The 26,395-nt window shown below is 64.0% G+C and carries 26 protein-coding genes; 10 read left to right on the forward strand and 16 right to left on the reverse strand.

Going from position 1 to position 26,395, the window contains the following annotated elements; translation table 11 throughout:
- Positions 1-57 precede the first annotated feature (57 nt).
- From atpH to KR49_RS05715, 7 genes are all read right to left on the reverse strand, one after another.
- Complete coding sequence (atpH, locus tag KR49_RS05685; RefSeq protein ID WP_043692692.1) at positions 58-606, reverse strand: ATP synthase F1 subunit delta; 549 nt, start codon at positions 604-606, stop codon at positions 58-60.
- Entirely contained in the window at positions 606-1,088 is a 483-nt protein-coding gene (locus KR49_RS05690) for a F0F1 ATP synthase subunit B (RefSeq protein WP_043692695.1), read from the reverse strand. The genes atpH and KR49_RS05690 overlap by 1 nt, the downstream gene beginning before the upstream one ends.
- Positions 1,088-1,552, reverse strand: coding sequence for a F0F1 ATP synthase subunit B' (locus KR49_RS05695; RefSeq protein WP_043692698.1), 465 nt, complete (start codon positions 1,550-1,552; stop codon positions 1,088-1,090). Before KR49_RS05695 ends, KR49_RS05690 begins: the two co-directional genes overlap by 1 nt.
- A 68-nt stretch (positions 1,553-1,620) precedes the next feature.
- On the reverse strand, positions 1,621-1,869 hold the full coding sequence (gene atpE / locus KR49_RS05700) for an ATP synthase F0 subunit C (protein WP_006851467.1): 249 nt from the start codon (positions 1,867-1,869) through the stop codon (positions 1,621-1,623).
- A gap of 170 nt (positions 1,870-2,039) precedes the next feature.
- Positions 2,040-2,765: a F0F1 ATP synthase subunit A gene (atpB, locus tag KR49_RS05705; RefSeq protein WP_043692703.1), complete on the reverse strand. Its 726-nt coding sequence runs from the start codon at positions 2,763-2,765 to the stop codon at positions 2,040-2,042.
- 24 nt (positions 2,766-2,789) lie between these two features.
- Positions 2,790-3,128 carry an ATP synthase gene (locus KR49_RS05710; RefSeq protein ID WP_043692706.1) on the reverse strand — a complete coding sequence of 113 codons (339 nt, stop codon included), beginning with the start codon at positions 3,126-3,128 and terminating at the stop codon, positions 2,790-2,792.
- A 46-nt stretch (positions 3,129-3,174) separates the two neighbouring features.
- Positions 3,175-4,344, reverse strand: coding sequence for a class I SAM-dependent methyltransferase (locus KR49_RS05715; protein ID WP_043692710.1), 1,170 nt, complete (start codon positions 4,342-4,344; stop codon positions 3,175-3,177).
- A gap of 106 nt (positions 4,345-4,450) precedes the next feature.
- On the opposite strand from KR49_RS05715, the gene KR49_RS05720 reads away from it, so the two are divergent.
- The 4 genes from KR49_RS05720 to KR49_RS05735 all read left to right on the forward strand — a co-directional run bounded on the left by KR49_RS05720 (position 4,451) and on the right by KR49_RS05735 (position 8,982).
- Positions 4,451-7,351, forward strand: coding sequence for a phycobilisome rod-core linker polypeptide (locus KR49_RS05720; RefSeq protein ID WP_043696915.1), 2,901 nt, complete (start codon positions 4,451-4,453; stop codon positions 7,349-7,351).
- A gap of 408 nt (positions 7,352-7,759) precedes the next feature.
- Complete coding sequence (locus KR49_RS05725; RefSeq protein WP_043692714.1) at positions 7,760-8,245, forward strand: allophycocyanin; 486 nt, start codon at positions 7,760-7,762, stop codon at positions 8,243-8,245.
- 42 nt (positions 8,246-8,287) lie between these two features.
- A complete protein-coding gene (gene apcB / locus KR49_RS05730; protein ID WP_028952778.1) occupies positions 8,288-8,776 on the forward strand; it encodes an allophycocyanin subunit beta in 489 nt (162 codons plus the stop codon).
- 5 nt (positions 8,777-8,781) lie between these two features.
- Positions 8,782-8,982, forward strand: a complete 201-nt coding sequence (locus KR49_RS05735; protein ID WP_007098856.1) for a phycobilisome linker polypeptide — start codon at positions 8,782-8,784, stop codon at positions 8,980-8,982.
- A 69-nt stretch (positions 8,983-9,051) separates the two neighbouring features.
- Here KR49_RS05735 and KR49_RS05740 read toward each other — a convergent pair whose 3' ends face one another.
- Positions 9,052-9,870 (reverse strand): TlyA family RNA methyltransferase, encoded by an 819-nt coding sequence (locus KR49_RS05740; RefSeq protein WP_043692724.1) that lies wholly within the window; start codon positions 9,868-9,870, stop codon positions 9,052-9,054.
- A 97-nt stretch (positions 9,871-9,967) separates the two neighbouring features.
- Here KR49_RS05740 and KR49_RS05745 point away from each other — a divergent pair, with 97 nt between their 5' ends.
- From KR49_RS05745 to KR49_RS05760, 4 genes are all read left to right on the forward strand, one after another.
- Positions 9,968-10,168 carry a hypothetical protein gene (locus tag KR49_RS05745; protein WP_043692727.1) on the forward strand — a complete coding sequence of 67 codons (201 nt, stop codon included), beginning with the start codon at positions 9,968-9,970 and terminating at the stop codon, positions 10,166-10,168.
- Between the two features lie 91 nt (positions 10,169-10,259).
- Positions 10,260-11,480 (forward strand): FtsW/RodA/SpoVE family cell cycle protein, encoded by a 1,221-nt coding sequence (locus KR49_RS05750; RefSeq protein WP_253912830.1) that lies wholly within the window; start codon positions 10,260-10,262, stop codon positions 11,478-11,480.
- 27 nt (positions 11,481-11,507) lie between these two features.
- The gene (locus KR49_RS05755) at positions 11,508-12,221 is read left to right on the forward strand and encodes a cytochrome c biogenesis CcdA family protein (protein WP_043692733.1); all 714 of its coding nucleotides are present in this window, start codon (positions 11,508-11,510) and stop codon (positions 12,219-12,221) included.
- A gap of 13 nt (positions 12,222-12,234) precedes the next feature.
- Positions 12,235-13,503 carry a cytochrome c biogenesis protein ResB gene (locus KR49_RS05760; RefSeq protein WP_043692735.1) on the forward strand — a complete coding sequence of 423 codons (1,269 nt, stop codon included), beginning with the start codon at positions 12,235-12,237 and terminating at the stop codon, positions 13,501-13,503.
- On the opposite strand, the gene queF is transcribed toward KR49_RS05760, so the two are convergent.
- Positions 13,491-13,898, reverse strand: a complete 408-nt coding sequence (queF, locus tag KR49_RS05765; protein WP_043692737.1) for a preQ(1) synthase — start codon at positions 13,896-13,898, stop codon at positions 13,491-13,493. The genes KR49_RS05760 and queF overlap by 13 nt on opposite strands.
- A 119-nt stretch (positions 13,899-14,017) precedes the next feature.
- On the opposite strand from queF, the gene KR49_RS05770 reads away from it, so the two are divergent.
- Together KR49_RS05770 and KR49_RS05775 are read left to right on the forward strand one after the other, a co-directional pair.
- Complete coding sequence (locus tag KR49_RS05770) at positions 14,018-14,356, forward strand: P-II family nitrogen regulator (protein WP_043692739.1); 339 nt, start codon at positions 14,018-14,020, stop codon at positions 14,354-14,356.
- Positions 14,357-14,411: 55 nt separating this feature from the next.
- Positions 14,412-14,849 carry a hypothetical protein gene (locus tag KR49_RS05775; protein WP_052378183.1) on the forward strand — a complete coding sequence of 146 codons (438 nt, stop codon included), beginning with the start codon at positions 14,412-14,414 and terminating at the stop codon, positions 14,847-14,849.
- Positions 14,850-14,860: 11 nt separating this feature from the next.
- On the opposite strand, the gene KR49_RS05780 is transcribed toward KR49_RS05775, so the two are convergent.
- From KR49_RS05780 to KR49_RS13255, 7 genes are all read right to left on the reverse strand, one after another.
- Positions 14,861-15,937: a DUF563 domain-containing protein gene (locus tag KR49_RS05780; RefSeq protein WP_043692743.1), complete on the reverse strand. Its 1,077-nt coding sequence runs from the start codon at positions 15,935-15,937 to the stop codon at positions 14,861-14,863.
- A complete protein-coding gene (locus KR49_RS05785; protein ID WP_043692746.1) occupies positions 15,934-19,500 on the reverse strand; it encodes a glycosyltransferase in 3,567 nt (1,188 codons plus the stop codon). Before KR49_RS05785 ends, KR49_RS05780 begins: the two co-directional genes overlap by 4 nt.
- Positions 19,501-19,600: 100 nt before the next feature.
- On the reverse strand, positions 19,601-21,553 hold the full coding sequence (locus KR49_RS05790) for a nucleoside-diphosphate sugar epimerase/dehydratase (protein ID WP_253912831.1): 1,953 nt from the start codon (positions 21,551-21,553) through the stop codon (positions 19,601-19,603).
- A gap of 6 nt (positions 21,554-21,559) precedes the next feature.
- Entirely contained in the window at positions 21,560-22,342 is a 783-nt protein-coding gene (locus KR49_RS05795) for a glycosyl transferase (RefSeq protein ID WP_253912832.1), read from the reverse strand.
- A 224-nt stretch (positions 22,343-22,566) separates the two neighbouring features.
- Positions 22,567-23,454, reverse strand: a complete 888-nt coding sequence (locus tag KR49_RS05800; RefSeq protein ID WP_071839674.1) for an SDR family oxidoreductase — start codon at positions 23,452-23,454, stop codon at positions 22,567-22,569.
- A complete protein-coding gene (locus KR49_RS05805; RefSeq protein WP_156957112.1) occupies positions 23,454-24,713 on the reverse strand; it encodes a glycosyltransferase family 4 protein in 1,260 nt (419 codons plus the stop codon). The genes KR49_RS05800 and KR49_RS05805 overlap by 1 nt, the downstream gene beginning before the upstream one ends.
- Complete coding sequence (locus tag KR49_RS13255) at positions 24,680-26,245, reverse strand: heparinase II/III family protein (protein WP_162176155.1); 1,566 nt, start codon at positions 26,243-26,245, stop codon at positions 24,680-24,682. The genes KR49_RS05805 and KR49_RS13255 overlap by 34 nt, the downstream gene beginning before the upstream one ends.
- Positions 26,246-26,395: the final 150 nt, after the last annotated feature.

The following is a 26,395-nucleotide window of genomic DNA, read 5'->3' on the forward strand; positions in this document are numbered from 1 at the left end:
GGCGTGTGATCCCAGCGGGGAGTGGTTGGGGTAAGAGCGGAGAGAAAGGAGGTGGGCTCAGCTCGCCTTGGCGAGCGCCAGACCGAGGCGACGCACCTGTCCGGCCAGGCTGGCGTCGATCACCTGGGATCCGAGGCTCACGACGAAACCGCCGATGAGACTGGGATCAACACTGAGGTCGATGTCGACCTTGCCGGTGCCGGCCATGGCCTGCACCTTGCCGGCCAGAGCGGCCTGCTGGGCGTCCGAAAGCTCCTTGGCGGAGCGGACGTGGGCCAGGGTGATGCCCTGCTGTTCCCGGTAGAGCTCCAGGAAGCGCTGCATCACGGCATCAAAGGCCTGCAGGCGCTGGCGATCGGCCAGCACCTTGAGCAGGTTGAGAACGGAGGGGGTCACCTGGTCGCCGACCAGGGTCTTCAGAGCCTTCTTCTTGGCTTCAGGCTCCAGAACCGGCGACATCATGGCCTCGCGGAACTCCTTGGAGCTCTGCCAGATCACGAGCAGCTGCTTGCACTGTTCGGCGACGGTCTCGGACTCGCCGCGGGCCTCGGTCACCTGAAGCAGAGCTTCGGCGTAGGGCGTGGCCAGGGAATTGAGAAGAGGCATCAGCTGTCCTCCAGGTTGGCGATGGAGGCATCGATCAACCGGGCCTGAGCCTGGTCATCGAGCCGTCCGGGCAGATCATTGAGCACCTTGCTGACCGCTTCGAGGGCGGCTTCACGGCGCAGAGCCTCCCGCAGGCGGTTGGCTTCGGAATCCGCATCAGCGACGGCACCCTGCTTCACAGCCGCCATGGCGGAGATGGTGCGTTGCTCACCCTCGGCGCGAATGGACGCGGCGCGGGTCTTGCCGTCGAGGCGGATCTTGTCGGCCTTCTGCTGAGCTTCAGCCAGATCGGCCTGAGCTTTGGTCAGCTCGGCCGTGGCCGCCTTAAGACGGGTTTCGGCATCCTGCAGGTCCTGAAGGATGGCGGTGCGGCGACTCTCGAGGATGCCGCCCAGGAAACCGCGCAGGAACCAGACCAGCACCGCAATGACGATGGCCAGGTTGACCAGGTTGGTCTCGAGAGGATTGAAGTTCAGAGTCATCAGGCAGCCAGCAGACGGTCAATGATCTTGTTGCTGAGCTGATCCACCTGCCCCTTGAGCTGGGATCGGGCGGATTCGCGTTCGGCTTCGATCACGCGTCGACTCTCCTCCTTGGTGCGGTTGGCTTCGGCTTCAGCCGCAGCCAGCGCTTCGCGGTAGAGACGGTCGACCTCCTGCTCCGCTTCAACGACCAGGGTCTGGGCCGCCTGTCGCGCACCCTTCAGCTGTTCAGCCAGATCGGCTTCAAGCCGTTCCACCTGGGCCAGCTTCTGCTTGGCGTCGGCGCGGCTGGTGGAGATGTAGCCCTCTCGGTCTTCCACGACCTTGCCGACCGGACGGAAGAAGAGGACATTGAGCAGGAAGGTGAGGAGAACCACCTGAACCGCCATCAGCGGCAGGGTGGCATCGAGGTCGAAGAGACCTCCCTCCGGAACACCTGCTTCAGCGAGCAGAAGCCAGGTCATGGAAGGGTGCGCTGGAAAAGGATCGAAACGTGGAGTTCAGATGGAGGGGCCGGAGCCCCTCCCGCTGATCAGCCGGCGAAGGGGTTGGCGAACAGGAGCACCAGAGCCACCACCAGGCCGTAGATGGTCAGCGATTCCATGAACGCCAGGGACAGCAGCAGGGTGCCGCGGATCTTGCCTTCGGCTTCGGGCTGACGGGCGATGCCCTCAACAGCGCCGCCGGATGCGGTGCCCTGACCGATACCAGGACCGATGGCGGCGAGGCCGACTGCCAGGCCAGCAGCCACAACGGAAGCGGCGGAGGTGATGGAATCCATGTTGAGTGGGGTTAGGGGAAGCGCTGAGACGCGCTGAACTGAATGGGCTTGGGGATCGGTTCCCCCCGCGCAGGGACACTCCTGGAAGGAGCGGGCCCGGTTGTCGTCCGGACCTGCGCGCGGATGTGTTTAGCAGATCGCCCTCAAAAGGCGAAAGGCATGGGAGGCAATTAGTGCGCCTCGTGCAGACCTTCACCGATGTAAAAAGCGGTGAGGGTTGCGAAAATCAGAGCCTGAATGGCGCTGGTGAACAGACCCAGCAGCATCACCGGCAGGGGCACGATCAGAGGCACCAGATACACCAGAACGCCCACGGCCAGTTCGTCGGCCAGGATGTTTCCGAACAGACGGAACGAGAGCGAAAGCGGCTTGGTGAATTCCTCGATGATCTTGAACGGGAGCATGATCGGAGTCGGCTCCACGTACAGCTCGAAGAAGCGCAGTCCCTTGCGGCTCAGGCCGGCATAGAAGTAGGCCAGCGACACCAGCAGGGCCATGGCCACGGTGGTGTTGATGTCGGCCGTCGGTGCGCCGAGCTCACCCTCCGGCAGTTCGACGATCTTCCACGGGATCAGCGCACCACCCCAGTTGCTCACGAAGATGAACAGGAACAGAGTGCCGATGAACGGCAGCCAGTCGCGGTAGTACTTCTCGCCGATGTTGTCGCGGGCGATATCGCGAATGAAGTTCCAGAGGAACTCCAGCAGGTTCTGCAGACCCAGCGGGTCGCGCTGCATGTTGCGGGTACCGGCCAGAACGAGTGCCAGCAGGATGCCGATCAGGATCCAGGAGCTCAGGAACACCTGGCCATGCAGGTACAGATCGCCGATCTGCCAGTACAGGTGGTGGCCCACTTCCAGTTCAGCGAACGGCAGTGGGAAGGGCAGCAAAGCCATGGGTGCAGAGAGGAGTGCTCAGCTTCAGCGGTCGTCGAAGACGTGCTGAAGAATCAGGGCGGGCTTGTAGAGAAGGAATCCCAGGAAGGCAGGCAGAAGATCGAGCTGGGGGAGCTTGGCAGCGCCGACCACAAGCAGAGTCGGAACCACGAGTTGAAAGCGCCCCAGTCCGCGGGACTGGTCACTGAGCCTGGCCACACTGCGGGCAAGCAGACGCACGTACAGAAGTCCGGCGCAGGCACCCACGAGCACACTGCCGGCCACCGAGAGATTCATGGTGAAGGCCACGATCGGAACCGTGACCAGGGACACCAGAACGGTGGCCAGCAGCAGGCGACGCTGAAGACGGTAGAAATCCTCCAAGCGACGCCTGAAATGGCGCGCGGAATCTATCACGCGTCTTCGGCGCTCAGATTCGCGGCAGCAGCAGCTGGCGATCGATGAGATCCCTGATCACAGCAGGATCGGCCAGCTGTCCCAGGGGAGTCTCGGGTTGTTCGCTCACGGCGCGAAGCAGCCTGAGGCCGGCTTCGCTGAGCTGAATCGGCTCCAGGTTGCGGCCCAGGATCGGATCGGGATCCCCCCAGAGACAGGGTTGCCGAAGTGCCGTCGCCGCACGGAGGGCGTCATCGGTCCACAGCGTGCGGTGCAGCGGAGCGGCGGAGAGAAAGAACTCGAAATGGCTGATGTCGGGATCCAGCTGTTCCACCAGAGCCCACTGCTGCCGCTGCGGCAGGGAACGGGCCCGTTCCAGCAGCTCTCCCTGCAGCAGGCGGCCGGGATCCCAGACCTCCGGGTTGGAGAAGCCGGCGAACTGCAGACCAGCGGTCTCAATGAAGGCGAACAGACGATCGAGGTTGTAACTGGTCTCCTGCGGATGCAGGTACATGTCAGCGAAATTCGCGTCGGCGGCACAGTCCACCGCCCAGCGCTCCAGGTGATGGCGGGCCAGGCGGTTGCCCTCCGGGAGCGTCTCCAGCAGCTGCCGTCCCAGCCGCAGGCCCTCGGCCCCGGTGCCGGCATTCAACAGTTCAAGCGCGGTCTGGGTGCGGTGAATCTCCCAGCGCCCTGCATCCGCATACAGAAAGAGGTGGAGCAGACCATCGGGCGCCAGCAGAGCGGCCAGGGAGCGCAACCCCGCCTCCGGTTGATCGAGATGGTGCAGCACCCCAACGGAATTGATGTAGTCGAAGGGGCCTTCCCCTGACAGATCCAGAAGGCTGCGCTGCTCCTGGCGAAGGGACGCGACCTGCGCCTCGGCACCGGAACGCTGCAGCCGTTCCCGAGCCACCGCGAGGGCGCCGTCGCTGATGTCGATGCCGAGCACCTGGGCACCGGGGTTGAGGTGGCAGAGGTAATCGGTGCTCACACCGGTGCCGCAACCGGCGTCCAGGATCCGCGGGGCCTCGCTGCCTGCCGGAATGCCCCCATGGACGGCTGCCAGCACACTGCGGTGGCACCAGCGCCAGTTGTATCCCGGAGGTGGACCGTCCTGCAGCGGATCCCCGGGGAAGGGAAAGCGGTCGTAGAAAGCGCTCACCATCGGGGTGGCGGCATCACTGGGCCCGGAGTCGGCCATGCCTGGTCATTCGCGTGATCCAGAGCTTTTCACAACTTTTGTTCATAGGTCCGCAGGCCTTCATCCCGACAGCCGTAACGTGGCCCGATCCGGCTTGCATCCGTCGATGACAGTGACCGCCAGCAGCGGCAGCCCGCGCGTGTCTCCCCAGCTGTTCGACACCCTGCCGCTCTCCAGCGTCCGTCAGGCCGAGCAGCAGGACCGCTTCCCCGAGCGGGTTGAGCTCGAGAACCTGGTCAATTTCTTCCGCAGCGGTCAGGACCGGATCGAGGCCTCGCGGATCATTGCCGCCAACGCCGAAACGATCGTGGCCCGCGCGGCCAACAGAATCTTTGTGGGCGGAACGCCGCTGTCGTTCCTGGAGGCTCCCCTGAGCACCGGCGAGATCGGCGGACGTCCCAGTGGAGAGGAGGGAACACCACTGGCGGCCGACCAGGTGGCGTTCGAGCAGTCGGTACGCACCTTCACCGGCGACGGCGGCACCACCAAGCGCGGCAATTTCCTCACCCGCCTGCTGGACGGCGCCGGCGGCGACGCAGACGTGCGGGTGGTGCTGCCCACAGGCTTCAACGCCATCAGTGTGGCCAAGTACGGCCCTGCCTTCATGCGCAAGTCCGTGCGCGACATGGGCTGGTTCCTGCGCTACGTCGGCTACGCCCTGGTGGCCGGCGATCCCAGCATCCTGGCGGTGAACACCCGGGGGCTGCGGGACATCCTTCTGGAGAACTGCTCCCTGGCCGCCACCAATGTGGCGCTGCAGGAGATGCGAGCCGCCTCCGCTCAGCTGCTGCGGGACCGCCCTGAAGCCCGGCAGCTGACGATCGACTGCTTCAACGTGCTGCTCCAGGAGCTGGCGATCCCCACCCCCAGCACCAAGCAGCGGCAGGGCAGCAGCGTGCAGCAGGGTCTGCAGCTGCCGGCCATCTATGCCCTCGCCGCCGAAGGCCGCCAGCTGTTCGAGATGCGTCCCGGCCTGTCCGGTGCCGAAAAGGGCGAGATCATCCGCGCCGCCTACCGCCAGGTGTTCGAGCGCGACATCGTCAAGGGTTATTCCCAGAGCCCCTGCCCCGACAAGGCCAGCCAGGTGACCCAGGGGCAGATCTCCATGCGCGAATTCATCCGCGCTCTCGGCCGCAGCAAGGAATACCGCCAGCAGTTCCACGACGGATTCGTGAACAGTCGGGTGGTGGAGCTGGCCTATCGCCACTTCCTCGGCCGCGGCATCAGCTCGCTGGAGGAATTCCGCAAATCCTTCGCCATCCTCAGCGACCAGGGCCTCAACGGTCTGGTGGATGTGCTGGTGAACTCCGCCGAATACGCCCAGACCTTCGGTGAAGAAACCGTTCCCTTCCTGCGGGACCTGGGCACCGAAGCCCAGGAAAGCGCCGGCTGGGGCTCCAACCGCAAGCTGTTCAACTTCAGCGCCCCCTTCGACGGAGCGCCGCAGTACGTCACGCTTTACGCCTCCTACCGGCAACCCTTCGCCGATCAGCACGTCTACGGCGGTGGCAACGATCCGGTGGCCAATCAGTACGGCGCGATCTTCCCCAGTGCCACGGCGTCGGTGAGCACCCGTCCGGCTCCCTACGGCTACGACAGCCGTCGCCTGCTGGTGAGCAACGGTCTGAACAGCCCGGGACAGCTGGACAGCGCCAGCTTCCGCAGCAGCCGTCCCCGCAAGGTGGGGCCACGGGTGGTGCGCCTGCAGCAGATCGCCACCGGCGGCAACGTCAATCCGAGCCGCGGCGGCCAACCGAGCGTTCGCAACACCGAATCCAGCACCCAGGCGGTGATCAATGCCGTCTACGTGCAGGTGCTGGGCAACGCCGGCTACGCCGGTGAGCGCATGGGCTCGGACGAGGCGCGGCTGGAGAACGGCGACATCTCCCTGCGCGACTTCGTGCGCTGCGTCGCCCGCTCCGATGCGTTCCGCCGCCGTTACTGGAGCGGCCTCTACATCGTCAAGGCAATCGAGGTGATGCATCGCCGCCTGCTGGGCCGGCCCACCTTCGGCCGCTGGGAAATCGATTCCCTGTTCGATACCGCTGCCCGAAAGGGCTTCTACGGCGTGGTCGATGCCCTGATCAACAGCCAGGAATACAACGAAAGCTTCGGTGAGGACACCGTTCCCTTCGAACGTTTCATCACCCCCGGAGATCTTTCCGTCCGCCGGACGCCCACCTTCAAGCAGGAGGTGAAGACCTTCGGTTACGACAGCTCCGGCCTGGTGCTTGGCAATCGCCCGGAACCGACGGCAGCCACTCAGTTCCGCAGCAGCGGCAGCGTCACCAAGCGCAACCTCAAGGGTCGTTCCCAGGGGGCTCCTCAGGGCTGGTCCACCATGGCGAGCCGCTTCAGCCAGGGCCCCGATCTGGCGAAGAGCCTGCGGCAGATCCGCCTGGGCGAATCCATCCCTAGCCGAGCGTCCCGCAGCCGCAGCAAGGCTGCCGCTCCGCTGACGCCGATGACCGGGGCGCTGGCCATGCAGGGAGCGGAGGGTTACAAGCTGCGCGGCGGTCTTCCCGCCAACCTGACCCTGACCAGGCCCTGCGATGAAAGCGAGCTGCTCACGGTGATCGACGCGACCTACCGGCAGCTGCTCAATCGCGTCCCGCTGGACAGCGAACGACTCCGGGAGGCCGAATCGCGACTGCGCAATGACGACATCAACCTGAATGGCTTCATCGAGGCGGTCGCCCTGAGTGAATCCTTCCAGGACCGCCTGTACCGCATGGCCCCGCTGAGGGCGGCATCGGCAGCCAGCCTGGCCCTGCTCGGACGGGCCGCCACCCCCTCGGAAGTCAGCCGCTTCCTCACGGTTCGCGCCGAATCCGGCCAACCCACTGCCGTGATGGAGCTGGTGGAGCAACGGCCTGATGGGGACGAGGTTCCTCGCACCGACGGCATGAACACCCGATCCGGCGTCAGCCAGGCCACCCTTCAGCGCACTGCCGCACTGTATCGGGGCAGCGCCGGCATGACCCCTCCCACCGATGGCGCGATCTGAACACAGCCCGACGCGTGACTGATACTTAATGCCGCCAATCAGGCGGCCGTTGTTCTCAACTTTCCCGGATGAAGTTTCACTTCGCCGGGTTACTCTTTATGCTGCGGATCCGGCCGCAAGGGCCCAGCAAGACTGCTGCTGCAGCAATGGATCTGTTCACGCCGAAGCCGCCGTGAAGAACTGTTACCCGAGCAAAAATACCGGGGCGTTGGCAGCGCAGAATGCCACAGCCGACTCCGACGGAACGAGCTCACGACAGTCAGTGTTGACCGTTGTGAACAACTCTCGCTCCTGACGCTTCGCTCCCCAGTCTCAGCCTTTAGTCTGTGACGCGATCCTTCGGGATCACCCCTTATTCACCGGATACCGGTCTCCTACGGGCGGCCGCTTGTTTCGAGGCAGAACTGCATGAGCATCGTCTCCAACTCGATCATCAACGCGGACGCCGAAGCCCGCTATCTCAGCCCTGGCGAACTCGACCAGATCAAGGCCTTCGTGACCGGCGGACAACGTCGTCTTCGCGTCGCCCAGGTTCTGAGCGAGAGCCGTGAGCGCATCGTGAAGCAGGCCGGCGGCCAGCTGTTCCAGAAGCGCCCTGACGTCATCTCTCCCGGCGGCAACGCCTACGGCGAAGAGATGACCGCCACCTGCCTGCGCGACATGGATTACTACCTGCGCCTGGTGACCTACGGCATCGTTGCCGGCGACGTGACCCCGATCGAAGAGATCGGCGTGATCGGCGCCAAGGAGCTCTACCGCTCCCTGGGCACTCCCCTCGAAGCCATGGCCGAAGCCGTGCGTGAGATGAAGACCGCCGCCATGGGTCTGCTGACCGGCGCCGACGCCGAGGAAGCCGGCACCTACTTCGATTACGTGGTGGGCGCTCTGTCCTGATCGCAAGCCCTTCTCCCGACTTCCCGCCCCTCACACGGATCCATGCAAGACGCCATCACCAACGTCATCAACAAGTCCGACGTCCAGGGCCTGTACCTGGACACGGCTTCGATGAGCAATCTCGAGTCCTACTTCGCCAGCGGTGAACTGCGCGTGCGCGCCGCCGCCACCATCAGCGCCAACGCCTCCGCGATCATCCGCGACGCCGTGGCCAAGGCTCTGCTGTACTCGGACATCACCCGTCCGGGCGGCAACATGTACACCACCCGCCGCTACGCCGCCTGCATCCGCGACCTGGACTACTACCTGCGGTATTCCACCTACGCGATGCTCGCCGGCGACACCTCGATCCTCGACGAACGTGTGCTGAACGGCCTCAAGGAGACCTACAACTCCCTGGGTGTGCCCATCGGCGCCACCGTTCAGGCCATCCAGGCCATGAAGGAAGTCACCGCTGGCCTGGTCGGCCCTGACGCCGGCAAGGAAATGGGCGTGTATTTCGACTACATCTGCTCCGGCCTCGGCAATTGAGGCCCATGCGGTTGTTCAAAGTCACCGCCTGCATCCCCAGCCCTGAAAAGGTGCGGACGCAGCGCGAATTGCAGAACACCTTCTTCACCAAGTGGGTGCCTTACGACAGCTGGTTTGCTGAGCAACAGCGCATTCAGAAGCAGGGAGGCCGCATCATCAAGGTCGAGCTCTGCACCGGCGGCCGTCAGGTCAACGTCGGCAACTGATCACCACAACGATCACCTGAAAAGCCCGGCCCCTGTGGTCGGGCTTTTTTGTTGGCACCCAGGCCATCGTCAGTGCTTGGCGAGCGTGCCCTCAACGAGCGCATCAAGATCCGGCAACGGCGGTGCCTCCGCTTCCGCCAGCCAGAGCACGTACTCGTGGTTGCCGGCCGGGCCAGTGAGCGGCGAGGCAACGATCCCTTGGGGGTGCCAGCCCAGCTCTGTGGCTGCGGCCATCACCAGCTCAATCGCATCGCGGTGGGCCGCCGGGTCGCGCACCACCCCGCCCTTGCCCACACGCTCCTTACCCACCTCGAACTGAGGTTTCACGAGCACCAGTGCCTCCGGTGCCCGCTCGGCTGCGGGCCTCAGCAACCGCCGCAGGGCCGGAAGGATCAACCGCAGCGAAATGAACGACACATCGGTCACCGCCAAGGAAGGCCAGGGATCGGTCTCGCCATAGAGCTGCGGCGGCTCCAGATGGCGCAGGTTGGTGCGCTCCCGCAGCACCACCCGTGGATCGGTGCGCAAGCTCCAGGCGGTTTGGCCATAACCCACATCAACGCCGTAGACCCGGCTGGCTCCGTGCTGCAGCAGGCAATCGGTGAAGCCGCCGGTGGAGATGCCGCCATCCAGGCACACGCGCCCATCCACCACGATCGGGAAAGCCTCCAGCCCGGCCAGCAGTTTTTCGCCGCCGCGGGAGACGAACCGGGGCGGCTGCTCCACCTGCAGCTCCAGGTCGTCCGAGACCTCCACTCCAGGCTTGTCGAGCAGCTGTCCGGCTCCATCGCGCACCTTGCCGGCGCGGATCAGCTGCTGCGCCTGCTGACGCGAGACCGCCAGACCGCGCGTCAGGAGCTGCAGATCAAGCCGCTGTTTTGACGCCATTCCGTCATACAAGCAGAGCCGATCCCGAAGAAAACCGGGGATCCGGCCGGCGGATCCGTTTCTGCCGGGAGGATCTTTCCAACTCGCCCGACAGGACGTGTCCGACCACCTTCCAACTTCAGCCAAGGTGGTGCCGCTGCTGCGGCCGGGCACCTTCGTGACCCTGGAGAACCAACCCGCCGACCTGCCGCCGTTTCAGTTGATTCAATGCCGAGGTGGACGCTGCTGGGTGCGCCAGCAAGCCTGGGGCCAGTACGTGCACTGGGAAGTGGAACACGAACGCCTCAGAGCTGCCTGAGAGCTGCTCCACCAAGGGTTGAACGCGGTTCATTCTCTTCACTCAATGGCTTGGCAAAGCGACATTCACGCGGCTCAATAGGGCAGCGATGATGCAGCAGGAGCCCTTGGTCACGGCCACCGTTTCACGCCGACGTTCCGCCCGTGATCGGGTGCGACAGCGTCCGGGGCTGTTCGAACGCCTGATGCCGCTGCCGTGGGAGTTATGGCCGGCGGAAGCCCGGCTGCTGATCGGTCTGGCCGCCTGCTGGAGCCTGGCTGGACTGGTGATTCTCGGTTCCGCCAGCTGGTGGGTGGCCCTGCGGGAGATGGGGGATGGCGCCTTTTATGTGAAGCGGCAGGCGGTGTGGCTGATCGCCAGCTGGAGTCTGCTGAGCCTCGCCCTCACCACCAACCTGCGTCGCTGCCTGAAATGGTCCGGCCCTGCCCTCTGGATCGGCTGCGTGATGATCGCCGCCACGCTGGTGATGGGCACCACGGTGAACGGAGCCAGCCGCTGGCTGGTGCTCGGTCCGCTGCAGATTCAGCCCTCGGAGCTGGTGAAGCCCTTTGTGGTGCTGCAGGCCGCCAATCTGTTCGCCCCCTGGAAACGGATCGGCCTGGATCAGAAGCTGCTCTGGCTGGCGAGCTTCGGCGCGCTGCTGCTGCTCATTCTCAAACAGCCGAACCTGTCCACCGCCGCCCTGATGGGCCTCACCCTCTGGATGGTTGCCCTGGCAGCCGGTCTGCGCTGGCGCAGTCTGCTGGGGACGGCCATCGCCGGCGGCGCACTCGGCACCGCCAGCATCCTGATCAACGAATACCAGCGCCTGCGGGTGGTGTCGTTCCTCGACCCCTGGAAGGACCCGATGGGGGATGGCTACCAGCTGGTGCAGAGCCTGCTGGCGATCGGCTCCGGCGGTCTGATGGGTCAGGGCTACGGCCTCTCGACCCAGAAGCTGCAGTACCTGCCGATCCAGAGCACGGACTTCATCTACGCCGTGTTCGCCGAGGAATTCGGCTTCGTGGGATCGCTGATGCTGCTGCTGTTCCTGATGCTGATGGCCTGGCTGGGGCTGCGGGTGGCGCTGCGCTGCCGCAGCAACCAGGCGCGGCTGGTGGCGATCGGCTGCTGCACGATCCTCGTCGGCCAGTCGATCCTGAACATCGCTGTCGCTTCCGGCGCCATGCCCACCACCGGCCTGCCCCTGCCGCTGATCAGCTATGGCGGTAACTCGCTGATGTCGAGCCTGGTGATCCTGGGGCTGCTGATCCGCTGCTCCCTGGAATCCACCGGCCTGATCGGCGGCCGGGCCAGCGGTGCTCCTCGATAGGCTGAACCTCCTAACAACACGGCCCCCCTGGACCTGCTGCTGCTCTCGGATCTGGCGCAACGCAGTGAGCAGCTGCTGAGCAGTGCCCTGGCGCAGCCCGGTCCACTCACCCTGGCCCTGGTGTTCGCCGGCGGCGCGCTCACCAGCCTGGGGCCCTGTTCCCTGTCTTTGCTGCCAGTGACCCTGGCCTACCTGGCGGGCTTCGAAGATGGTCAGACCCCCCTGCGGCGCAGCCTGGCCTTCTGCGGCGGCATCGTCGGCGCCCTGGTGCTGCTGGGGAGCCTCAGCGGCCTGCTGGGCCGCATCTACGGCCAGGTGCCGGCCCTGGTGCCCACCCTGGTGGCCGTGCTGGCGGTGGTGATGGGCCTCAACCTGCTGGGGGTGCTGAAGATCCCCCTGCCCGCGGGCCCCGATCCCGACAGCTGGCGCCAGAAGGTGCCCGCCCCGCTTGCGCCGGTGGCCGCCGGCCTGGCCTTCGGGCTGGCGGCATCCCCCTGCACCACCCCGGTGCTGGCGGTGCTGCTGGGCTGGATCGCCCAGAGCGGCCGGCCGCTGGTGGGCATCGTGCTGCTGAGCAGCTTCGGGTTCGGACAGGTGCTGCCCTTGCTGATGGCCGGCACCTTCGCCGCCAGCGTCCCCAAGCTGCTGGCGCTGCGGCCGATCGGCCGCTGGGTGCCGCCGGTGAGTGGCGTGGTGCTGCTGGCCACCGGGCTGGTGATGCTGCTGGCGCGCTGGAGCTGATGCAGAGGCGCCGATGAGACGTCTGGCCGGCTGGCTCTCGGATCTGCGGGTGGCGATCGTGCTGCTGCTGCTGATCGCCCTGGCCAGCGCCGTGGGCACAGGCATTCCCCAGGGGGATCCACCCGCCAGTTACGTAGAGGCCTACGGCGACACGCCGTGGCTGGGCCTGCTGAACGGCGAGCAGGTACTGCAGCTGCAGCTGGATCACGTGTATTCCAGCGGCTGGTTCCTGGCACTGCTGGCCTGGCTGGGGCTGGCTCTGATCCTCTGCAGCTGGCGGCGGCAATGGCCGGCGCTGCAGGCCGCACGCCGCTGGATCGATTACCGAACGCCGCGGCAACTGAGCAAGCTGGCGATCGCCGAGAGCCGCCCCTGCCCGGACCCTGCGGCGTCCCTCGAGCGGTTGCGGGCGGTGCTGAGCGCGCGGGGCTGGCAGTTGCAGCCAGGAGATCAGCGCCTGGCGGCCCGCAAGGGGGTGGCCGGTCGGGTGGGCCCGTTGCTGGTGCACACCGGCATGGTGCTGCTGATGCTGGGGGCCGTCTGGGGCGCCCTGGCCGGCAACCGGCTGGAGCGCTTCCTGGCGCCGGAGCGCTCCCTGGATCTGCTGGCCCGCAACGGCGACAACCAGCTCACGATCACCCTGCAGAACTTCCAGGTGGAGCGGGATACAGCCGGACGGCCCGAACAGTTCCGATCCGATCTGCTGCTGGAAGGGCCCGGCGAACGGCTGGAACGGGAGATCAGCGTGAACCACCCGCTGCGGCACCGCGGCATCACCATCTATCAGGCGGACTGGTCGCTGGCGGCGATCGATCTGCAGATCGGCGGCAGCCCGGTGCTGCAACTGCCGCTGCAAACCTTCCCGCAACTGGGGGATCAGGTGTGGGGCATCGTGCTGCCCACCCGCCCGGACGGCACGGCCCCGGTGCTGCTGAGCCTCGAGAGCGAGCAGGGGCCGGTGCAGGTGTTCGGGGAGAACGGCGAGCGGATTGCGCTGCTGCGGCCTGGCGGCCCGGCAGAGGAGGTGCGCGGGCTGCCGCTGCGAGTGGCCTCGGTGCTGCCGGCCAGCGGTCTTCTGCTCAAGCGTGATCCCGGCGTGCCACTGGTGTATCTGGGCTTTGCCGTGACGCTGCTGGGAGGTGGCCTCAGCCTGGTGGCCACCCGTCAGCTGTGGGCCATCGCCGACGACGGCCAGCTGCATGTGGGCGGCCTGTGCAACCGCAACCTGGCGGCATTCGCCCAGGAGCTACCCGGGCTGCTGGCGGAGGCTCAGCAGGGCTGACGGCTGCCGTGGCTGACCCGCACCACGGTGTGGACATTGCCGCGGGGATTGAAATCCGCCTCCAGCTGCATCCACACCGGGTCCGTCGCCGCCACCAGGTCATCGAGGATGCGGTTGGTCACCTCCTCATGGGAGATGGACTGATCGCGGTAGCTGTTCACATACAGCTTGATCGCCTTCAGCTCCACCACCCGGGGACCGGGCTGATAGATCAGGCGCAGCACGGCGAAATCGGGATAGCCCGAGAAGGGACACTTGCAGGTGAACTCCGGCAACTCGATCGACACCTCATAGGGGCGGCCGGGCCTGGGATTGTCAAAGCAGATCAGTTCCGCCTCCGCGATCGCCCGCTCGCCGTAGAGCGGAGTGAGGGTCTGTTGATCGGTGGCGGTCAAGGAAAGCGCTGCTGCGTTGATCAGACCCTAAAAGGCCAGCTTCAGCGCTGTTCTGTAAAGCTCAGCACACCTCCAGGGGCCACCAGCGCCATGCTGTTCAGAGGCAACGAATCTGGACCGTGAAAAAAGTCGAAGCGGTGATCCGACCCTTCAAGCTGGAAGACGTGAAAGTCGCCCTGGTGGAGGCCGGCATCATCGGCATGACCGTGAGCGAAGTGCGCGGCTTCGGGCGGCAGAAGGGCCAGGTGGAGCGCTACCGCGGGTCGGAATTCACCGTGGAGTTCCTGCAGAAACTGAAAATCGAAGTGGTGGTGGAAGACAACCGCGTCGAGGACGTGGTCAGCGCCATCGCTGATGCAGCCCGCACCGGCGAGATCGGCGACGGCAAGATCTTCATCAGCCCTGTGGAGTCGGTGGTGCGCATCCGCACAGGCGATCGCGACAGCTCCGCCCTCTGATCGGAACCCTTCGGCTCTTCGGATAGGTTTCAAGGAGATGGGGTGGTGTCCCGAGATGACTGCGACGCAACCGGCTCCACGCCGCAACCGCCGTCCCAAGAAACGGGAGCTGTTCTGTCCGGCCCACCCTGAGCAACGCATCCAGGGCAACGGCAAGAAGTACTACCTGCACCTCCTGCAGCCGGAACAGCTGGAGCAGCGGGGCATTTCAGCCAAGAAGGCGCAGCTGATCATCAACGCCTATCCGGTGCTGGTGCTCAGCAACGAATGGCTCGAGGAGCTGTTCTGCCCGGAGTGCGGCACCAGCCGTTGGTGCCACGTGATCAAACACGACCGCATCGAGCACACGGTGCGCTGGGCGCCGAGGGAGCTCTGGGAACAGGTCGCCCATGTGGACCCCAGCGTGGCCAATCCCACCGTGAGTGAATACACCCGCCGCGAAGCACGACGGCATCAGCACAAGCGGGCCGACGGCAAACGCTTCTACGGCTGACGCTCCTGTCGCTACCCGACGCAGGCGTTGAGCTCGTCGATCACTTCGAGGCCTGCATCATCCGCGCAGGGCACGTAACAACCGATGAGCCCCTGGGCGCGGAACTGCAGCAGCAGGTCCAGCGACGGGCGTGTCCCCAGCAACAGCAGCTGCGGCCCTTGATCCGGCGGCAGCTCTCCCAGCCAGGCCAGGGCATGCAGCGCTTCTCCTCCGAAGCCGGCGATCGTCTCAGCCGCTCGGATGGCCGCCACCTGCACGGGCAACGGCTGGGCCAGCAGCTCCAGCACCGCCCAGCCGTTCTCGGCCAGGACAGGTGCCAACGGGTCGTCATCACTGCGGGCCAGGTACAAGCGCTCGATCGGTTCAGCGACAGCCCCCTGAGACAGACGATCAGCCAGGGCCGTAGCAGCCTGCAGAAACAACGGTGTGCAAGCGGCATGCAGACGGAAGCCGGGCTCTGGGATCAGCACCCGTTCGAGGTGGAGGGCCTCCGGCAGGTGCTGCTCCAGCAGAGGAAAGGTGTGGCCCTCCCGCAGCAGCTGATGCAGCACAGCGCTGTAGGCGTCCTGCGGATCACAACCCGGCAGCAGCACCGGCCAACCCAGCAGCGACTCGGCAGGCTCCAGCAGAAACGGCCAGAGAAACCCGAGCACCTCGCTGAACAACTCCCCGAACAGTGAGGAGCCTGCCGTGGGCAACCAGACCACCTGCTCCAAACGGGGGAAACGGCCCAGGGGCTGGCTCAATTCGATGCGGTGCCGACGCAGAAACGGCAACTGACGCTGGCGCAGGAAACGGCTAACGCAGCTGGCCTGGACCACGCGGCCGCTGCGGCCATCAAACAGACCGCCGCTGCCCTTGAGCCAGAGCAGGTCACGGAACTCCAGCAGCTGCGGTGGAGGCAGCAGATCCGTGGGGTAAAGACCCTGCAGCTGATCGAACAGGGCGCTGAGGGGCTGGCGCTGGTGGGCGGTTTCGGCAAAACGGCCGTGCCAGGCCACCAACTCATCCTGATGGTCTGCCTCCAGCGGATCCCGCAGCCAGGAGGCGGCCGCCAGCTCGGAGTCCTGGCGCAGGGCGTCGCTCATGCGTTCAGCAGACTCCTGTACAGCTGATCCAATTCCTGGTGCAGCGGTGGCCGCTCGCCGCTGAAGGCGATCAGGGGCTGGGGCGTGGGGTGATCGGCCGCCAACTGCTCCAGCACAGCGGCCAGAGCCTGGGCATCGCCAGCTGCAACCCGATGGCCGTTCTGCCCGTGCCGGATCGGTTCGGCCATGGCGCCAGCGTCGCTGGCCACCACCCAGAGGCCCGCAGACAAAGCTTCTCGCGACACCAGGCCATAGCTTTCCGGCCAGATCGAGGGGGCGATCAGCACATCGTGCTTGCCGTAGAAATCCGCCATCGCCTGCATCGGCAGGCCTGGCCGCACCTCCACCGGCGTTGAGCCCCACTGCAAGCGGTAGCCCTGATCGTTCTCCAGGCTGCCGTCGAGCACGGTGAGTTCCAGGCCGGGTGCGGCCGGTTGAGCCTGCAGCAGTGCTGCCTGAAGAACGTGATAGCCCTTGTGCAGACAGAGGCCTCCCACGTAGCAGCAGCGCAGCGGCTGATCAATAGGACGGCGCTGGCGAGGGCTACCAGGAGGCATCGGCTGCCAGCGGTTCTCCATCACCGTGACCGCTTCGATGCCGGCCTGACGATGCAGCTCCGCGAAAGAGTCCGACACGGCAATCCGTGCCGCAGCCCCCCGCAACAGCTGCTCCAGATCCAGGCGGCGCTGGCGTTCGCCCTCCAGCTGTTCCGGTGAAATGCGCTCAGGCACATCGTGATGACCGATCGGATCGCGCACATCCACCTGCCGGCCCATGGGCGTGAGCAGAAACTGGCGGGGGGAGAGCCACCAGCCGTCGTGGAGAGTGACGGCGTAGGGGACACCCAGCTCAGCGGCGACGCGCAAGGGGCCCACACCCAGCACCTGGATGGCATGGGCGTGGACCAGATCAAAGCCCTCTTGGGCGAACCACCAGCGGCAGAGCTGCTCGACGCGTGGGTCGTAGTGCTCGCTCCAGGGGCGTTCCGGCAGTGCCAAGCGCACCACACGCACGCCGTTCCAACTGTGGATCTGCAAGGGGATCGGCCCCGGCTGCAACCAAGCCTCTGGATCGTGAGGAGATTCCGGCAACTGCCAGGGCTCATCTTCCGAGCAGAGCACGGTGATCTCCCACTGATCGCCCAGTTGTTCGGCCAGGGCCTTCACCTGATCCTGCGCCACTCGGGTGGCACCACCGATGGACTGGGGAGCAAAAAAGACGTTGAGCACCAGCAGCTTGTTGCGCTGTGGTGATGGGTGGGGGGTATCAGTCGGCTCGATCAGAGGCCCCCAGAAGCGCGCCGCCTGATGGGAACCGAACAGCTCTTGCGCGTGCTGCTGAGCCCGCTTGGCCATGGCGCGGCGGCCAGATGGATCGGCCAACAGCTGCTCAACCTCCTCCACCCACTGGTCTGTCCCTCGGGCAAAACGGGCATGGATACCGTCCTCCAGCAGCTCGGTATAAGTCGCGGTGGGGCTGAGCACACTGGCCAGACCACAGAGGCTGAACTCCATCCAGCGAATGGCGCTCTTGGCATCGGTGTGCAGACCAGGCTCCAGGGCAGCCAGGCCGATGTCGGCCTCCCCCACCCGCTGCACATAGGTGGCGTAGTCGCTGAAGGGATGGCAGCGAATGCGCTCAGCGAAGGGCAGCAACACGAGCGGCAACTGCAGCTCCCCGAGCAGATCCAGCTGCAGCTGGGGGTGGGAACGCAACAACTCCGCCACAGCAGGGGCCAACTCCTCAATCCAGATCTGCTTGTGGGCGCTGGTGCCGCTGGCCACCACCAGGCGGGGAGTGCGGGGGTTGCGGCGGGGGGAGCGCTGGGCGGCTTGAAGATCTGGAGGGATCAGATTGGCGAGCTGCAGCACCGGCTGCCCGGGGTTCAACTGCCGCCAGCGATCCGCCAGCGATGCCGTGCTGACGATCGCCCCATCGCAAGCGCGCATCGCTGCCGCGAACAGAGGCACATCCAACTGCAACAGGCGGTGCTGCAGTGGCGAGACCGTGCCGCCGTAGCTGGCCAGAGGAGGGATGCCGTGCTCGGGATCAACGACCAGATCGTCGAGGTCGTACCAGCTCGGGATGCCGGCCTGACGTGCCGCCGCGATGGACCCGAGCACCGGTGCGGTGGCGGGGAGGCGGCAGACGATCAGGGCATCAGCCCAGAGCATCGCCTCGCTCCAGGCCTGATCCTCTAGAGCATCCAGCAGGACGATGCGGACACCACAGCCGAGAGCTTCCAGCTGCTGACGCTTCTGCTCCACCCGGTAGAGGAAACACTGAGGCAGGTCGTCGCTCGCCAGCAGCAGCCACCGGCGCCGGGGCCGCTGATGCAGCGGCAAAGGATCAGCGATCGCCGTGAGCCGCTGGGTGTCCCGCCATAACTGATCGAGACCCTGATATCGCTTTTGCTGGGCTTCGGCCAGCAACTCGGCAGCAGGATGGACCACCAACAGCGGCAGGTGGTTCAGCAGGGCATCGCTGGCTTGCTGCAGGCGCGCCCTCGCAGCACGGTCGCTACCACCGTCACTGTCAACGAAGGGCCGGGGGCCATCCCGACACTGCTCCAATCGCTTGACGAGGGACGACTGGCGCTGCTGAGCGGGCAACAACGACAGCAGGGCGGAAATGATCTCTGTTAACAGCTGACCGCAACGTTGCTGATCGGGATAGGGCTGACGCTCAAGGCGGGATGCGAGCTGCTTTAGGAACGGCTCCAACCAGCTGCCCCAGAGACTGCGCTCGGTGAGGGAAACCTGCTGCCAGTGCAGATTCTGGAGCTCCGGCAGATTGGCGTGAAATTGGAAATTGAGAGGAGTGAGGGGTGGCTCGATCAACTCCAGCCCCACCAGGGCAATCCAGGCGATGCGGCGAGGGATCGGATTGGCCAGAGCCGCAGGATCCGGGATGACGGTGGTGAGAGCCTGCAACCAAGCACGGGCTGCCATGAACTTCTCGGCCAGCAGCAAGCCGCCAGCGATCTGCAGCCACTCCCGTAACAGCGATTCGGGAAGGCGAACTGGCGCCTGAAGGGCGAGGGCTGCAACTAGGGCTGCAGCTGAACCGTATTCAGCGAGCTGAACTTGAATCTGTGCACGCTTGGCAATCAGAGGGGGATTTGAGCCATGCTGCAGTGGCTGCAACACCGACAACGCTGAGGCCGATTCGCCGGTGGCCAGCAACACCGTCGACAACTCAAGCCGCGCTGATTCGAGGCCCGGTTGCAACTTCACAGCTCGCTCGAGGCAGGTTCGGGCATCGAGCCACTGCTTCTGGCGCACCAGTGCCGCGCCGAGCAGGTAATGGTTGGCAGCACGCTCCGACTCCAAGGAGACAGCAAGCGCCAGCGGCGGGATCGCTTCAGCGATTACGTTATATAGGAGCGCAACCTTGCCGCGCCAGTGGGCGACCACAGCCCGATGCGCATCTGGTACTTCAGGGGGGAGAGCCTTGAGCGCCATGTCCAGCTCTGCAAAGGCATGGCTGCGGTCCAGATCCGCCAGCCGTTCGATCGTGGCCGCCCAATGGGGGGCCATCCCAGCAATCATGAACCAGGCCATGGCTTCAAACCATCACCACAATGGCGTCATGAGCGTGCATGGGCAGCAGACTTTGCACGCGCGCTTTGTGGCAGACCGTGAGCTACTGGAGTAACTGGTTTCACTGAGCAGCAGCGCTGGAATTCTCTGAAGACGCAGGCTTTGCATGAGAGCCGTCCCGCTGCCACTCCGGCACCAACTCCGTTAGCAACTCCAAAGCAACATTGACGTCCTGTACGACGATTGCCTCTTCCAAGGCATCAAGTTGTGGCCAAAGCTCGTGAGGTGGGAGCGATCGTTCTTGAGCTCGATAGATCAAAGGATGGGGAGTGGCTTCACTCTCAGCTTCGATCAACAGCTCCTCATACAATTTTTCACCCGGCCGAAGACCAGTACAAACAATTTCAATATCGCCGATGGGATTGCGGGCATCGCGGAGTGATAGTCCACTAAGGCGCACCATCTGTTCGGCCAAGTCTTTAATACGCACCGGCTCTCCCATATCCAACAGGAACACATCGCCACCCTTGGCGAGGGTTGAAGCCTGGAGCACCAGCTGGGCCGCCTCCGGAATCGTCATGAAGTAGCGAATGATCTCGGGGTGGGTGAGGGTGATCGGACCACCAGCAGCGATCTGGCGGCGGAACAGGGGCACCACCGAGCCCGACGAGCCCAACACATTGCCGAAACGCACCATTGCCAGTCGGGTGCAGGGCTGGCCAGCGCCCTTTGTGCTCTGGGACAGCTCCAGTGCCGACGCCTGCACCACCAGCTCCGCCAGGCGCTTGCTGGCCCCCATCACATTGGTGGGACGCACCGCCTTATCGGTGGAAATCAGCACCAATTCGCTCACGCCAACCGCCGTGGCGGCCTGACACACCACCCGGGTGGAGCCCACGTTGTTGGCCAGACCCGCAAGAGGATTGGCCTCCACCAAAGGCACGTGCTTGTAGGCGGCGGCATGGAACACCGTCTGCACGCCATGATTTGCAAACAGCCGTTGCACCAGCGCCGGATCGGCGGCGCTACCGAGCACCGGGACCAGCGTCACCGAGGCGGGCAGTTGCTGGCTCAGCTCCTGCTCCACGGCATAGAGCGACGGTTCGCTGCTCTCCAGCAGGATCAGCGTTTTGGGAGACAGCTGCAGGATCTGCCGGCAGAGTTCCGAGCCGATCGAGCCTCCGGCGCCGGTGACGCACACCACCGCATCATGCAGGCCAGGACCGAGCAGCTCCGGCACAGGCGGCACGGGATCACGGCCGAGCAGGTCTTCAATGGCCACAGGGCGGAGCGCATCGATGCGGGCCCGGCCGGAGGTGAGGTCATCCACCGAGGGGATCTGCAACACCGGGATCGCCTGGTGTTGCAACTCAGCCACGATGCGGCGGCGTTCACTGCGGGGCAGCGAGGGAATCGCCAGCAGCACCTGATCGAGCTGACCTTGGATCTCACTCAGCACCTGGGGCGGCTGGATCGGAATCCCGTTGATCGTGCGCCGCCAGAGACTCGGCGCATCATCGAGAAAGGTGACGATCTGATGGTTGCCGGCCAAACGCAGGGCAGCCGCGAGCTGGGCACCGGCCTCACCGCCGCCATAGATGGCCACACGCACGATCTGCTTTTGGCTCACCGACCGCAGCGACAGGAGCAGATCCCGCAGGGCAAACCGCACCGCTCCGGTGAAACCGGTGAGCAGCAACCAGAGCAGAATCCAACTGCTGCGGGGTGGCATCGGCAGGCGCAACATGAGGCCGATACCAGCGAGGAGCAGCACCAACAGGCCATTGCGGCCGGCGAGGCGATAGATAGCCCGGCTGCCGACGTAGCGCGTGAGACCTTTGTATTGCCCGGTGAGTGCATACAGCGGCAGACCAATGAGCAGCACCGCTGGCAGCAACCACAGTCCGGCAGCCTGAAAGCTGGGATGTAGCGGATGGGCCAGTCGCAGCCAAAAGCTGAGCCACACCGCTACTGGGAGAAGCAGGGCGTCGATGCCGATCAGCAACAGACGGCGGCACCTGGGCGAAAAGAGAACAGCTCGCTCAACGACTTTGATCAGATAGGAATGCGACACCTGGTTTCAAGAGCGAGATGCCACAACAAAGGGAACAGCCACCTGTTGATCCAACCAGATGCCCAACAACAACTCAAGGGCAGAAAGAGCGATCACCCAGGTCAAGCCACCCCACATGAGGGCAAAGGCAAGCAAAGCGGTGGCGGCGATGTAGAGACTGGAGACGCGGGCATGGGGCCAGCCTGCCTGATGCAATCGCTGAAACAAGTGAAGGCGATGGGCCTGCAAGACCCGTTGACCAGCAATAAATCTCCGCGGCACACACAAACAGGCATCGCCCATCAGTGGAGTGGCGACCAGCAGCAAGGCGAGCGCTTCAGTCCATGAGGACGACTGAAGCACGAGGACGGCAAACACGGCACCTAGAAAGGTGCTGCCCACATCACCCATGAACACCTTGGCGGGGCTCCAATTCCAGAGCAGGAAACCCAGCAAGGCACCCACCAGAGCCCAGATGGGCCAGGGAGCCGCAAGCTGGATGGCAGCCGAAGTGATTGCGACGACCATGCAACCAGCCACCAGGCCATCGAGGCCGTCCATGAAGTTCGTGAAGTTGATCACCGCAGTGACGGCAATGACCAACAACACCACTACGGGCAAAAATCCGACAGACAAAGCAACCAACGGACTTACCAGTATCAACAAGAAAGCAGTGGCGAGCTGCACGCCGTAACGCCAACTTGCCGGAAGGTTGTCGCGATCGTCGAGAAAACCCACCACAGCAAGGGGCAAGGCCAACAAGGGCGCGGCAACCAAGGGCAAAGGCAAGGAAGCGGAGCTGGCGCTCATAACCCAAGCCAGAACATTGGCAACGCAGGACACCAACACAAAGGCCACACCTCCACCGCGAGGCGTGGGGAGGCTGTGGGAGCTGCGGGCGTTGGGTTGATCGAGCAGGCGGCGACGCAGCTGAGGGATCAAAGCAGCGAGCAGAAGCCAGCAACACATGCCGGCGAGTGACATCGCCAAGGCTGCATTGGTGGGGAACGAAGGCATGGGTGCAGCGACAGGCATCAGTCGCTCAATCCGTCGCGGCCCGCTCTAAATAAAGACACTTCTTGGCGTATTCCCTCCTGAAAAGCAATAGGGGCATAACCGAAGGTCTCCTGGGCCTCAGCATGCCTGAAGGCCTTGTCCTCATTCAGGCGAAGAATCTGCTCAGCCTTGACTGGAAGAGTGATACCCAAACCTTCAGTGAAGTTCAGCAGGCTCACCACCGGTTGAGCGGGAATATGCAGACGCCTGGTGCGGCGGCCCAGAGCTTGCGCAGTGATGCGCACCACTTCGTTGTAAGTGAGTGGTTCAGCACCAGAAATGTTGAATTGACGTTGGATCGTGGCTGGCGACTCAAGGGCCTGCACTACGGACCAGGCAACATCTGTCACATGGACGGGTTGCTGAAACGATCGGCCATTTCCGAACACCGGCAAAACAGGCCAGCGATTGATCCACTGCACCAGACGAATCATGTTGCGATCGCCTGGAGTGCCGTAAATCATCGTGGGGCGCAGGATGGTGGTCTGGAGGCCACTGGCGAGGATTGCTGCTTCTGCTGCTTGGCGAACGGTCTTGGAGCCGGCATTCAGCTGGGTGAAGATCGCTGTAGTGCTCACAAACACGGCACGGCGCACTCCGGCGGAATGACACGCCTGGAGAATGGAGGGAGCGGCGCCAAACCCGATCGAAGCCACATTGAGCAGGGCCCGGCAACCACGGAGATGCTCAGCTAACTGGTGCGACTCCGTGAGGTCAGCAAAACGGACCGGGATTTCACGCGCCGCCATCCAAGATACATCACTCCCTGGACGCAACAAGGCAACAAAAGGGATCTTGCGACGTTGCAGCTCGGCGCAAACAAACCGACCCGTGAATCCATTGGCACCGGAGACAGCTACCGTCATTAAGCATTCACCTCATGCAAAAGGTTGTTGTATTCAGCAATGATGCGCTGACGCGAATAGGTGGAGTGAGCCAATTGAGTAGCGCGTACAGCCATTGCCTCGCGCTCCGGTCGCGGGGTTTCGGCCAAGCGAAGGATCGCATCCGCAAGAGCCTGAGGATCGCTAGGATCGGCTGTAACGCCTAGGCGGTGTGTTTCAACTTCTGCATTGATCGAACCAGCCACTGTGGTGACCACAGGACGGCCGATGGCATAAGCGTCGTAGAGCTTGTTGGGTGAGACCCCGTAGCGAAAGAGAGGAACATCCCGCAAAGAGAGAAGAATGGCATCGGCTTGAGCCATGCGATCTGGGATCTCAGCTTTGGAAACTGGGTCGTTGAAGACAACCGTCTTGAGACCTGCAGCCAGTTGGATCAAGGAGTGCTTTTCAGGACCATCACCAATGAACTGAAAGCGCACCGGGCTATTGCGCTGCTCCAACAGCCGAGCCGCTTCAATCACATTCTCAAGAGCATTGGCATCCCCATGGGCGCCGGCATACAGCACGGTGAACGAGGGTTGATCGGGGGGGAGGGGCTGAGGTGAAAACATCTCCAGATCTGGGCCATTTGGTAGCCAGGCGGTGCGGCGGGCGCCACGCTCGCGCACATAGCGCTCCGCTCCCTTGGCCAGGACCACCACCGTATGAGCGTTGCTGTAGAGCTGGCGTTCCATCCATCCGAGCAGCCGCACCATCGGACTGTCGGGTGTTTTTCCGCCCTGATCAATCAGCACCTGGGGCCAAAGATCCCGCACTTCCAGCACGAAGGGAAGACCGCTCAGACGGGCGATCAATAGACAGGTAAAAGCCGCGGGCAACTGCGGTGAGCTGGCCAGGATGACATTGGGAGCCCGACTTGTCAGTCGGCCGAATAGAGCGGCCGGCATTAGGCGAAGCAGGAGGTGAAGGCAAAAGCTCAGCATGTTGAGCTGGCGCCTCCAATTGTTCTGGCGGTAAGGGGATACCCAGAGCCAGGTCCAATGGATGCCGACTGGGCGTTCGCTTGAGGAAAGCGATGGGAAGTGCAGACGGCGGTATCGCCGTTGGGTGAGATTGAAATCAGAGGCGAAAACACCAACACGCCAACCCAGACGCACCAAACCGGCAGCCACCTCGAATTGACGAGTATGACCAGGCAGATCAGGGGTATTCGCGAACTGATTGATCAGCCAGAGGCGGGGCATACTTATCGAACGCGATGGGAAAGAGGAAGAGAGCAACGCAGCTGATGCTCACCTGCAGCCAAACGGCCTGAAATACAGAAGCTCTCTCTTGGCAACCGCTGGCCGAAGCCCGTGGAAAACCAGGTGGAATGCCAAGTGAATTCAGCACCCAAGACGGTGGGTGCATTCAGCACAAGCTGATCGAGCAGCTCACGATTGATCGTCGGCCCGAGATGCCACCACTGGCGCACGTGCAACGGAATACGCGTGATCACCGTGTCGCTTACATCGAGATTGATTCGACTGTGCTGAGGATCGCTGAGAGTGACGCGGCGGTGGTGGTTCGCGCCGATGTGATCAAAGCCGTTATGACTGCCACCAGCAAAGCAGATGCCCTGGGCTATTTGGCCGAAAGTGCGGTCGCGCGGCTGAGCCTTGCGGCCTGCGCGGAAACCACCCCAAACATCAACTGGTTCGATCCAACGAATGGCACCAGGTGTGCTTTCCAATCCCAGCTGTAACACGTTATGAGCAGCTCCTGAACGTTCGTAGGCACGCTCAGGGCCATTGCCATAGATGCTGGTGCCGGCTTCGCTGAGGAGCCAGCGGCCATGACGGCATAGCTCGAAGCTCAGTTGGTCGGAATGGACGTGGGGCGGCAGATGGTTAGGGCAGGGAACGCCGCATTTGAACATGAGTTCCCAACCGTGCCCAGGCCGCAACAAGGTCCAACCTGTGTCGGGCAGGTCCGTCACAACTGCTTGCGCCCGCCGATGCTCGGCCGATGGGGTGAGCTGTGGCACCACAGCTGTGGCGAAAGCCAACACCGCATCGAGGGGTGGTGCTGCATCGGCGGCACTGTCGTTGAAGCGTGGGGACGCCCCGGTTTCGAGGCGAATCATTTCGGCCCAGTGGGCCATAGCGCCGATCGCCTCCATCAACCATGAAGGCTGATCACCAGTGATAGTTTGCAAAGTCTGGGCTAGTTCAGCCAGGCGATCGAGCATGAGCAGGTGGTAGCTGGCGCTGCGCTCCTCATGCCCGCCATCGCCAAGCACCTGTTGGCTGAGCTCACGCTGCAGCTGGCGCATCGCTCGGTGATGCATGCGAATGGCCTTGGGGCCATCAAACTGCACCCCGCCAACGGCCAGGGCTGTGAGGTTTTCGAGCCAGTGATTGCCGCCATGGCAGTGCTCGGAATGGGCTTGCAGCCAACACAACTGCTGCCAGAGCGACTGCAGCCGCTCGGGTGTTGCTAACGATGGACACCGCTGGAAGAGAGCAATCCAGTTCCGGGTCCTTAGCGAGAGGGTGTAGCTGTGCCAGCCATCACCTCGGCCTGGTGGATTAGAGGCAATCCAAGAATCCAAAAGAGGCTGGAGGACTGCTGCCTGATCAGGCCAATCCCCAGTTTTCAAGGCCTCATTAAGCCATTCGCGAGTCCAGCCGAAGTAGTGGAGATTAAATTGCCAGAGGCGGGGCCACTGTGGATCGTTCCATTCGATCGGCCATGGCAGTTGGCGCTCCTGATTGAGGAAGTTGAAGCTGATGACTTGCAGGCTGGAAGCCGCAAGAGGCAGCGCCAGCACATCATCACCAGATGCCGGCGGGTGAATCGTGCGCCACCTGGGAGTGTGCCCCTGGGCTCCGGCCCAGGCCAAAGAGATCCTGGGCGGTAAAAGACGGTCGATCCTCTGCCTTAGTTCGTAGCGGAACCTCCGCTGCAACCGGATTGGGCC

It is taken from the genome of Synechococcus sp. KORDI-49 (genome assembly GCF_000737575.1).
In the GTDB taxonomy this organism is placed as follows: Bacteria; Cyanobacteriota; Cyanobacteriia; order PCC-6307; family Cyanobiaceae; genus Parasynechococcus.

What these genes read in the sequence shown, in the direction of transcription:
- KR49_RS05735 (WP_007098856.1), top strand. Translation starts at nt 8,782, where the DNA reads ATGCGGTTGTTCAAAGTCACCGCCTGCATCCCCAGCCCTGAAAAGGTG.
- atpH (WP_043692692.1), bottom strand. Translation starts at nt 606, where the DNA reads ATGCCTCTTCTCAATTCCCTGGCCACGCCCTACGCCGAAGCTCTGCTT.
- KR49_RS05800 (WP_071839674.1), bottom strand. Translation starts at nt 23,454, where the DNA reads ATGACGGTAGCTGTCTCCGGTGCCAATGGATTCACGGGTCGGTTTGTT.
- KR49_RS05690 (WP_043692695.1), bottom strand. Translation starts at nt 1,088, where the DNA reads ATGACTCTGAACTTCAATCCTCTCGAGACCAACCTGGTCAACCTGGCC.
- KR49_RS05795 (WP_253912832.1), bottom strand. Translation starts at nt 22,342, where the DNA reads ATGAGCGCCAGCTCCGCTTCCTTGCCTTTGCCCTTGGTTGCCGCGCCC.
- atpE (WP_006851467.1), bottom strand. Translation starts at nt 1,869, where the DNA reads ATGGATTCCATCACCTCCGCCGCTTCCGTTGTGGCTGCTGGCCTGGCA.
- KR49_RS05785 (WP_043692746.1), bottom strand. Translation starts at nt 19,500, where the DNA reads ATGGCCTGGTTCATGATTGCTGGGATGGCCCCCCATTGGGCGGCCACG.
- KR49_RS05720 (WP_043696915.1), top strand. Translation starts at nt 4,451, where the DNA reads ATGACAGTGACCGCCAGCAGCGGCAGCCCGCGCGTGTCTCCCCAGCTG.
- KR49_RS05740 (WP_043692724.1), bottom strand. Translation starts at nt 9,870, where the DNA reads ATGGCGTCAAAACAGCGGCTTGATCTGCAGCTCCTGACGCGCGGTCTG.
- KR49_RS05750 (WP_253912830.1), top strand. Translation starts at nt 10,260, where the DNA reads ATGCAGCAGGAGCCCTTGGTCACGGCCACCGTTTCACGCCGACGTTCC.
- KR49_RS05695 (WP_043692698.1), bottom strand. Translation starts at nt 1,552, where the DNA reads ATGACCTGGCTTCTGCTCGCTGAAGCAGGTGTTCCGGAGGGAGGTCTC.
- atpB (WP_043692703.1), bottom strand. Translation starts at nt 2,765, where the DNA reads ATGGCTTTGCTGCCCTTCCCACTGCCGTTCGCTGAACTGGAAGTGGGC.
- KR49_RS05725 (WP_043692714.1), top strand. Translation starts at nt 7,760, where the DNA reads ATGAGCATCGTCTCCAACTCGATCATCAACGCGGACGCCGAAGCCCGC.
- KR49_RS05775 (WP_052378183.1), top strand. Translation starts at nt 14,412, where the DNA reads ATGACTGCGACGCAACCGGCTCCACGCCGCAACCGCCGTCCCAAGAAA.
- KR49_RS05780 (WP_043692743.1), bottom strand. Translation starts at nt 15,937, where the DNA reads ATGAGCGACGCCCTGCGCCAGGACTCCGAGCTGGCGGCCGCCTCCTGG.
- KR49_RS05760 (WP_043692735.1), top strand. Translation starts at nt 12,235, where the DNA reads ATGAGACGTCTGGCCGGCTGGCTCTCGGATCTGCGGGTGGCGATCGTG.
- KR49_RS05715 (WP_043692710.1), bottom strand. Translation starts at nt 4,344, where the DNA reads ATGGCCGACTCCGGGCCCAGTGATGCCGCCACCCCGATGGTGAGCGCT.
- apcB (WP_028952778.1), top strand. Translation starts at nt 8,288, where the DNA reads ATGCAAGACGCCATCACCAACGTCATCAACAAGTCCGACGTCCAGGGC.